Origin of the sequence: Arthrobacter sp. 2YAF22_2 (assembly GCF_052114645.1) — a bacterium.
GTDB lineage: Bacteria > Actinomycetota > Actinomycetes > Actinomycetales > Micrococcaceae > Arthrobacter.
This window is the reverse complement of sequence record NZ_JBFRFD010000649.1, coordinates 1-1701: the sequence shown is the minus strand read 5'-3', so window position 1 is coordinate 1701 and position 1701 is coordinate 1. Positions and strand designations below refer to the sequence as shown.

2 protein-coding genes are annotated in these 1701 nt (G+C 65.3%); both read right to left on the bottom strand.

Annotated features, from left to right (window positions below; genetic code table 11):
* On the bottom strand, positions 1 to 630 hold a 630-nt coding region (gene lspA / locus AB4Y86_RS18295; RefSeq protein WP_441403567.1), incomplete at its 3' end, for a signal peptidase II.
* 88 nt (positions 631 to 718) lie between these two features.
* On the bottom strand, positions 719 to 1402 hold the full coding sequence (locus AB4Y86_RS18290; protein WP_441403566.1) for a DivIVA domain-containing protein: 684 nt from the start codon (positions 1400 to 1402) through the stop codon (positions 719 to 721).
* Positions 1403 to 1701: the final 299 nt, after the last annotated feature.

Here is a 1701-nt window from a genome sequence, read left to right as displayed (position 1 = left end):
GTGCTCACGCGTACCGTGGTCCGGCGCGGCCGGGCCGGTGGCGGCCGTGTCCTGGCGCTTGCCCAGGCGCGAGCCGTCCAGGCCGAGGCCGCGCAGGGTGAGCAGGCAGATGATGACCACCGCGGAGACCACAGCCGAGTCGGCGATGTTGAAGATCGCGAAATTGGGCAGCTGGATGAAGTCCACCACATGGCCCATCGCGAACGAGGGCTCGCGGAAGAGCCGGTCGGTCAGGTTCCCGAGCGCGCCGCCTAGTAGCAGCCCGAGGGCCAGCGCCCACCAGGCGGAGCCGAGCCGGCGCAGCTGCAGCAGGATCGCAACCGACACGGCGGCCATGATGATGGTGAACACCCAGGTGACGTTTTCGCCGATCGAGAACGCGGCGCCGGAGTTGCGGATGTAATACCAGTGCAGCAGCGGCGGCAGTACGGGGATCCGCTCGCCTTCAGTCATGGTGGCCGTGACCCACAGCTTGGTGAGCTGGTCGAACACGTAGGCGAACACCGCGAACCCGGCGAACAGGGACAGCAGCAGGGCGCGCCGCGGCTTGCGCACGGCGCCGTCAGCGGCCGGCAAAGGCTGGGCGGAGTCTGCGGGCTGGGCTGAGTCTGGGGTTGGTGCGTCAGTCATAGTGCTTTCGTTCCGGAGCAGGTTAAGGCAAAAGCCGGTGGCCGAGGGAGTCCTCAGCCACCGGCTTTCAGAATACTTGCTAAACGTCCTAGCTGTTGGCTTCGACCTCGGGGGCCGCCACCGAACCACGGGCGTCCAGGTCACGCAGCTGGCCTTCAATGTAGGCCTTCAGGCGGGAACGGTAGTCACGCTCGAAGCCCCGCAACTGCTCGACCTTGCGCTCCAGCACGGAACGCTGCTGCTCGAGGGCGCCGAGGATCTTGCGGGACTTTTCCTGCGCATCGTTGACGAGGCTGCTGGCTTCAATCTGCGCCTCAGCGATGATCTTGTCGCGCTGCTGCTCGCCGTCGGAGACGTGCTTGTCGTGCATCTGCTGCGCCATGGCCAGCAGTCCTGCTGCGGACTCGGCGGACGGCGTGGAAGCGACACGGGCGGCCGGGGCGGCAACGGGTGCCGGCGCCTGCTCGGCTTCCTTCTTCTTGGCGGCTTCGGCGGCCTTGGCCTCGGTTTCTGCCTTGGCGCGGTCGTCCTTTTCGGCCTTGACGGGTGCAGGCACCTTTTCCACGACGGGAGCGCCAGCAGCGGAGCTGGCAGCCGTACCGGAACCGGACTCGGCGAGCTTCTTGCGCAGCTCGTCGTTCTCCTGGTTCAGGCGCCGCAGTTCGACGACGATCTCATCCAGGAAGTCATCAACCTCGTCCTGGTCGTAGCCTTCACGGAACTTGGTCGGCTGAAAGCGCTTGTTGACAACGTCTTCTGGCGTCAAAGCCATCTGGTCACCTCGTTGGTCTAGTTAGTCAGGGGCCTTCCGGCCGTCAAAACTACGGTACCTAAATATGGTCTGGTTCCTCTAATTCAACACCGCAGTGTCAAACCGGAGTTTCAATCTTTTCGGCGTCGGACCAGGTCCGCCGCCGCGGCTACGCGGCGATGGGCTGCGCGAAGGTAAAGTACCTGGCGATGCCCATGGCCACCGAAACGGCCAGGAAGAGCGCCAGGAACGCCAAGTCAAGCGAGATTCCGCCGAGCCGCAGCGGCGGCAGGATCCGGCCGAGCAGCTTGAGCGGCTTG

Bases quoted from the DNA above. Each gene is read 5' to 3' on its own strand.
- AB4Y86_RS18290 (WP_441403566.1), bottom strand. From the start codon at position 1,402: ATGGCTTTGACGCCAGAAGACGTTGTCAACAAGCGCTTTCAGCCGACC.